Source organism: Novosphingobium sp., assembly GCF_027489515.1.
Lineage (GTDB): Bacteria > Pseudomonadota > Alphaproteobacteria > Sphingomonadales > Sphingomonadaceae > Novosphingobium.
Window position 1 is genome coordinate 72,488 of sequence record NZ_JAIXZS010000071.1, and the last position, 6,337, is coordinate 78,824.

Annotated in this window: 5 protein-coding genes; all 5 read left to right on the forward strand. The window is 62.6% G+C overall.

Features of this window, described 5'->3' with window-relative positions:
- The first annotated feature begins 114 nt into the window (after positions 1-114).
- The 5 genes from Q0082_RS12605 to Q0082_RS12625 all read left to right on the forward strand — a co-directional run bounded on the left by Q0082_RS12605 (position 115) and on the right by Q0082_RS12625 (position 5,926).
- Positions 115-1,860 carry a VirD2 family relaxase/mobilization nuclease gene (locus Q0082_RS12605; RefSeq protein ID WP_298193132.1) on the forward strand — a complete coding sequence of 582 codons (1,746 nt, stop codon included), beginning with the start codon at positions 115-117 and terminating at the stop codon, positions 1,858-1,860.
- Positions 1,861-1,929: 69 nt separating this feature from the next.
- Positions 1,930-2,151 (forward strand): hypothetical protein, encoded by a 222-nt coding sequence (locus tag Q0082_RS12610; protein ID WP_298193135.1) that lies wholly within the window; start codon positions 1,930-1,932, stop codon positions 2,149-2,151.
- A gap of 286 nt (positions 2,152-2,437) precedes the next feature.
- The gene (locus tag Q0082_RS12615) at positions 2,438-3,271 is read left to right on the forward strand and encodes a DUF3800 domain-containing protein (protein WP_298193137.1); all 834 of its coding nucleotides are present in this window, start codon (positions 2,438-2,440) and stop codon (positions 3,269-3,271) included.
- A 163-nt stretch (positions 3,272-3,434) separates the two neighbouring features.
- The gene (locus Q0082_RS12620) at positions 3,435-5,498 is read left to right on the forward strand and encodes a conjugal transfer protein TraG (RefSeq protein WP_298193141.1); all 2,064 of its coding nucleotides are present in this window, start codon (positions 3,435-3,437) and stop codon (positions 5,496-5,498) included.
- On the forward strand, positions 5,495-5,926 hold the full coding sequence (locus Q0082_RS12625; RefSeq protein ID WP_298193144.1) for a ribbon-helix-helix protein, CopG family: 432 nt from the start codon (positions 5,495-5,497) through the stop codon (positions 5,924-5,926). The genes Q0082_RS12620 and Q0082_RS12625 overlap by 4 nt, the downstream gene beginning before the upstream one ends.
- The last annotated feature ends 411 nt before the right edge of the window (positions 5,927-6,337 follow it).

Below are 6,337 nucleotides of genomic sequence, written 5' to 3' on the forward strand. Positions count from 1 at the left end.
TTGTGGTTGTACGGTTTTTTCGGGTGGCATCGGAAGCGACCGGGTGGCGCATTTCTTCGATTGTGCCGGGATTTCAATGCGTCAGCGGGTGGCAACGGCTTTTGCGAGCCTGTCATGATCACCGGCGACGATGATTTCGAGGTGCGGCCGGGAAGGAGCGGCGATGCGGGGCGCGGCTCGGGGCGCAAGGCACAGAGCCTTGCCGCCCAGGTGAAGCGCGCCGCCGCGAAGGCGGGCTATAGCCGCAAGGGACCGTCGCGGGGGCGTGGGACCGGGCGTCATGGCCGCGGCCGCATCGCCCGGCTCAATGCCCGTTCTCCCGCCAATGCCCGGCGCGTCGTCATCAAGGCCCGCGTCGTACGGCACAGTGGCAGCCGCTATCGCGCAGCGCCGCTCGCCCGGCACATCGCCTATCTGAAACGCGACGGCGTCACCCGCGACGGGCGCGACGCCAGCCTGTTCGATGCGCGCGGCGATGCTGCCGACGGCAAGGCCTTTGCCGACGTCTGCGAGCAGGACCGGCATCATTTCCGCTTCATCGTCAGCCCCGAGGATGCGGCCGATCTGGCTGATCTGCGCGCGTTTACCCGCGCGCTGATGGACGACATGGCGTGCGATCTCGGCACAAGGCTCGACTGGGTCGCGGTCGATCACTGGAACACCGATAATCCGCATATCCATGTGCTGGTGCGCGGCGTCGACGACACCGGCGCCGATCTCGTCATCGATCGCGACTATGTCCGCGAAGGCCTGCGAGACCGGGCACAGGCGCGCGTCACGCTCGAACTGGGGCCACGCAGCGAACAGGAGATCCGGACCGCACTCGAAAAGGAAGTCGAGGCCGATCGTTGGACCAGCCTCGATCGCCGGCTGGAACGCATGGCCCAGGAGATGGCCGGCACCGTCGATCTGCGGCCGCAGACCGGCGATGATCTGGAAATGCACCGGCTGCTGACCGGGCGGGCGCAGAAACTCGAACGGCTTGGCCTTGCCGATGCTCAGGGACCGGCGGTCTGGACGATCCGCGCCGATGCGGAGCAGACATTGCGCGATCTTTCGATCCGCACCGACATCATCAAGACCATGCACCGCGCCATGCAGGGGCAGGCCCGCGCGCTCGATCCCGCCAGCCTCGCCTTGCACGGCTCGACGCCGACCGATCCGATCATCGGGCGGCTGGTGGAACGCGGGCTTCATGACGAGCTGGCAGGCACTGCCTATGCCGTCATCGATGGTGCGGACGGGCGCACCCATCATCTGCGGTTTGACGATATCGACATGACCGGTGATGCCAAAGCCGGTGCCATCGTCGAGACGCGCCTCTGGCAGGACGCCAGGGGCAACAGCCGGCTGTCACTGGCCACGCGCTCCGACCTCACGCTCGCCGAACAGGTGCAGGCGCCCGGTGCGACCTGGCTCGACCGGCAACTCATCGCGCGCGAGTCCGTAGCGACCGGCAACGGGTTCGGGCAGGACATCCGCGATGCGATGGACGCCCGTGCCCACCATCTTGAAGCCCAGGGACTCGCCCAGCGGCGGGGAGCCGGTTTCCTGTTCGCCCGCGATCTCATCGCGACGCTCCGGGAGAAGGAGATCGAGCAGCAGATCGACGCCATTGGCCGGCGCACGGGTCTTGCCCATCAGCCTTCGGCGGCGGGCGATTATGTGAGTGGCATCTATCGCGAGCGGGTCACGCTCGCCTCGGGGCGCTTCGCAATGATCGACGACGGCATGGGCTTCCAGCTCGTACCCTGGCGGCCGGCACTCGACCAGCATCTGGGGCAACATATCGCCGGCACCATGCAACCCGGCGGCGGAGTGGACTGGTCGCTCGGGCGCAGCCGGGGGATCGGGCTATGATCCGGTTTTTAGCCGGTGGTATCCGGTGCCGCAGCTCCCATATGCTATGCGGCAAGCATGGAGGAAAAGATGGTCCCGTTCACACACAAATATGCCGATAAAGCGTGGATCGAGTTCGAGAAAGATAAAACCGGCGGATTTGCTCCGGTTGGGCTCACCATCATCGCTAACATCCCTTTGGCTCGTGCATCTTCGGGCTATCAGGCATCGCGCGTCGTCGAGTTGGAAAATGCAGCGGTTGCTTATGCGAAAAAGCTGGGCGTGCCAGTGACGTTTCGGAGCGAAAGTTGAGGGGGGGGGGAGGTTGCATTTAAGACAGGCGCCCCGCTGCCGTGAATGGCCTTGCTGTGCGGATCGATGTGGTGACACCGGCTCCTGTGAAGCGCAGGTCAGAAAAAGCGCATGGTCTAAATTCCGAGCTGCAACACGCCATAAATGTGGAGATTCTTGACATTTGCGCAGGTATGACCCACGTTACTCAGAGCAACGCTAATCGCTGTCCCGATTCTTCGGGCAGCAAATCCTATGGCCACCGCATGGTGGCCATAGCTGTTTTGGGGGTTCGTCATTGCACATTTTGTACGTCGACGAATCGGGCGATCTGGGAGCCATGCCAGCGGCACCGCTTCCGTCGGGAAATGATCAGCCGGTTCTCGTGCTCGGTGCCCTCATCATAGATGCCAGCCGACTCGAAGCCGTCACCCAGGATTTCCTGGATCTCAAACGTCGGTGGTTTCCTGGCCTGCCTTACCCGTCATCCAACCATCTTGATCGGATCATTCCTGAGATCAAGGGCGGGGACCTTCGTCGGAACCTGACACGATCGGGGCGTAATCAGCGCCGTCACGCGACGGGTTTTCTCGACCAGTTGCTGACCATGCTGCAGGGCCATGGTGTGCGCCTGATTGCCCGGATCTGGATCAAGGCGCTGGGGCAGCCTTTCAATGGCAAGTCCGTCTACACCTCCTCGATCCAGGGACTTTACACCTATTTCGACCAGTTTCTGGCTAACGAAGGTACGTTTGGCTTCTGCATCGCAGACAGCCGCGACCATCTTAAGAACGTCAATGTCGCCCATTCCGTTTTTACGCAGAAATTTCGGGCCTCATCGACTGTATATACCCGCATTCTCGAATTGCCGACGTTCGGGCACAGCGAGAACCATGCTGGTATCCAGATCTGTGACATCATCTGTTCGGCTCTTCTTTACCCGATCGCTGCAGAAGCCTATTGCACCGGCTATGTCGCCAATGTGCATGTCCAGCCTGGCGCCGCAGCTCTTCGGCAAAGGTTCGGCCCGATCCTCAAAGCGATGCAGTTCCGTTATCAGGATCCGTTGGGACGGTGGACGGGAGGGCTTGTGGTATCTGACGGCCTGGCCCAGCGTAACGCGAGTCTGATGTTTTCCTGAGAAGCCTGCCCCGTCGGAACGCGGCAACTCCCTACTCTACTGCCTGTCTTTCTGCGACAGCATGGCATGATCGAAATCATTCTTGAAAATGCGCGATATCTGCGCCTCTTGATTGACCCTTCACGCGTCCGATCATCGCGCCGGCGCGCAATTGAAGGGCGCCATGTCTGCAACAAAAATCCTCTGGGGGCAGGTTCTCGCAGTCTTTACCCTCACTCTCGCCGGCATCTGGGCAGCGACCCAGTGGACAGCCGCGGCGCTGGCCTATCAGCCCGAACTGGGGCAGCCCTGGTTCTGGTTGGGATCATGGCCGATCTACCGGCCGCCCGCCTTCTTCTGGTGGTGGTTTGCCTATGATGCCTATGCGCCGACGATCTTCGAGACCGGCGCCTTCATCGCGGTCTCCGGCGCCATGGCCGCCGTCGTCGTCGCCATCGCCATGTCGGTCTGGCGTGCACGCGAGGAGAAGAAGTCCGAGACCTATGGCTCGGCACGCTGGGCGACGGAGAAGGAAATCCACAAGGCGGGGCTCTATGCCGACGACGGTGTGGTGATCGGCTGGCACGAGAAGCGCTATCTGCGCCATGATGGTCCCGAACATATCTTGTGTTTCGCGCCCACCCGCTCGGGCAAGGGCGTCGGTCTCGTCATCCCCTCGCTGCTGACCTGGCCGGGAAGCTGTATCGTCCATGACATCAAGGGGGAGAACTGGACGCTGACCGCCGGCTTTCGCGCGAAGCACGGCCGCGTCCTGTTGTTCGATCCCACCAATCCAGCCTCCAACGGCTACAATCCGCTGCTCGAAGTCCGCAAGGGCGAATGGGAGGTGCGCGACGTCCAGAATGTCGCGGACGTGCTGATCGATCCGGAGGGTAGCCTCGAAAAGCGCAACCATTGGGAAAAGACCAGCCATGCGCTGCTGGTGGGTGCCATCCTCCATGTCCTCTATGCCGAGGCGGACAAGACGCTGGCAGGCGTTGCAGCCTTCCTCTCCGACCCCCGCCGTCCGGTTGAAGAAACCTTGCGCCGGATGAAGGCGACGCGCCATCTGGGTGAGGCCGGCGTCCATCCCGTGGTGGCCGCCGCCGCGCAGGAACTGCTCAACAAGTCCGACAATGAGCGCTCGGGCGTCTTGTCCACGGCCATGTCGTTTCTGGGACTCTATCGCGATCCCGTCGTGGCCAAGGTCACCGGCGCCTCCGATTGGCGCATCGCCGATCTCGTATCCTCCCCCGTGCCGGTCTCGCTCTATCTGGTGATTCCGCCCTCGGACATCAGCCGGACCAAACCGCTGGTACGCCTGATGCTCAACCAGATCGGCCGGCGGCTGACCGAGGAACTGACGGTGAAGGGAACCCGCCAGCGTCTCCTCTTCATGCTCGACGAGTTTCCGGCACTGGGGCGGCTCGACTTCTTCGAGAGCGCGCTTGCCTTTGTCGCGGGCTATGGGATCAAGACCTTTCTGATCGCCCAGTCGCTGAACCAGATCGAGAAGGCCTATGGCCAGAACAACGCGATCCTCGACAATTGCCATGTCCGCGTCGCCTTTGCCGCCAATGACGAGCGCACCGCCAAGCGTGTGTCCGATGCGCTCGGCACCGCGACCGAACAGCGCTCGATGAAGAACTATGCCGGGCATCGGCTCGCACCCTGGCTCGGGCATGTGATGGTGTCCCGGTCGGAGACGGCGCGACCATTGCTGACCCCCGGCGAGATCCAGCAGTTTTCCGAGGACGAGGAACTGGTTTTCGTCGCCAGCACGCCGCCGATCCGCGCGGCCAAGGCGCGCTATTATCTCGACCCGCGCTTCAAGGCACGGTTGTTGCCCGCTCCCAAGCCGGCTCCGCTTTCGCCGGACCAGCGACCTCCCGATGACTGGACGACGCTTGATCCGGTGGAAGCGCCGCCCATGCCGGAACTGCCGGCCAAGTCGGCTGAGATGCCGCCAGCGGAAAAGGGCCAGGCAAGGGAGACATCGGAAGCTTCGGCCGAACCGAACGAGGCTGGATCGTCCGGGGATACTGCCAATGCCGGTATTCGTCAGGAGCCTGAACTGGGCGAGCATGAGAATATCGCACCCGATCCCAGGCCGGTGGCCAACGAGTTCGACTTCGACCGCAACGATGCACAGGACGACGCCGCGCAGGCGCGACAACAGGCAGATCGCCTGATGCGACGCAATGCCCGTAATGCATCGCTCGATCCCGATGATGGACTGCTGCTGTGAGTGGCGGTCAGGTCAAGCGCAGCGTTCGTCTGCCGGCCGATCTCGCCCGCGCACTCGCCGATCACGCGCGCGCGCGGCGTGCATCACAGACCGCGATCATCGAAGCCGCCCTGATGTCATTTCTCTCGCCGGACGCCGCCGACCGGCTCGAAGCCTCGCTCAGCCGGCGCCTCGATAGGTTGACACGCGACGTCGAGCGGCTCGAATGGCATGTCGAGCTTTCCAACGAGACGCTCGCCCTGTTCATCCGCTCCTGGCTCAACACCACGCCGCCCCTGCCGGACGGCGCGGTCAAGGCCGCTCATGCCCAGGGCAAGGAGCGTTGGACGCGTTTCATCGATACGCTCAACCGGCGTATGGAACTGGGTCCACGCTTTGGCCAGGAACTGGTCGAAACCCGCGGAGACGATGCGCCCACCAGCGCCTGAATCGCGTCAACATCTTGTGGTCAGGCGATTTCCAGCTTCGACGGTCCGATTTCCGGCCCGGTCCATCCCGCTTCACATGCATCGTTCACCTGCCCGCCAGCCCATCCATGCCTGTCAGTCGACGGGCCGCAAGGTTCGTTGATCGGCAAGAGTGGCGTAAGACACCGATTGATCGTGCCTGGGTTCAACCGGTTGGCTCAAGTCTGGGAGGCAACCAGGGCGCATCAACGAGAGGAGCGTCACGCATGGAGAAATAAGATGTTGAAATATCGTGATAATCAGAGTCACACTGTATCCAAAACTGTATCAGCCCGGCCGGATGGAGGTTTTGGTAAGGCTCCGACGGTTAGGATTCCCAAAGAAAAATCCAACATGAGGAGCCAGGAACAGATGCCATCAGTGTTCAATCGC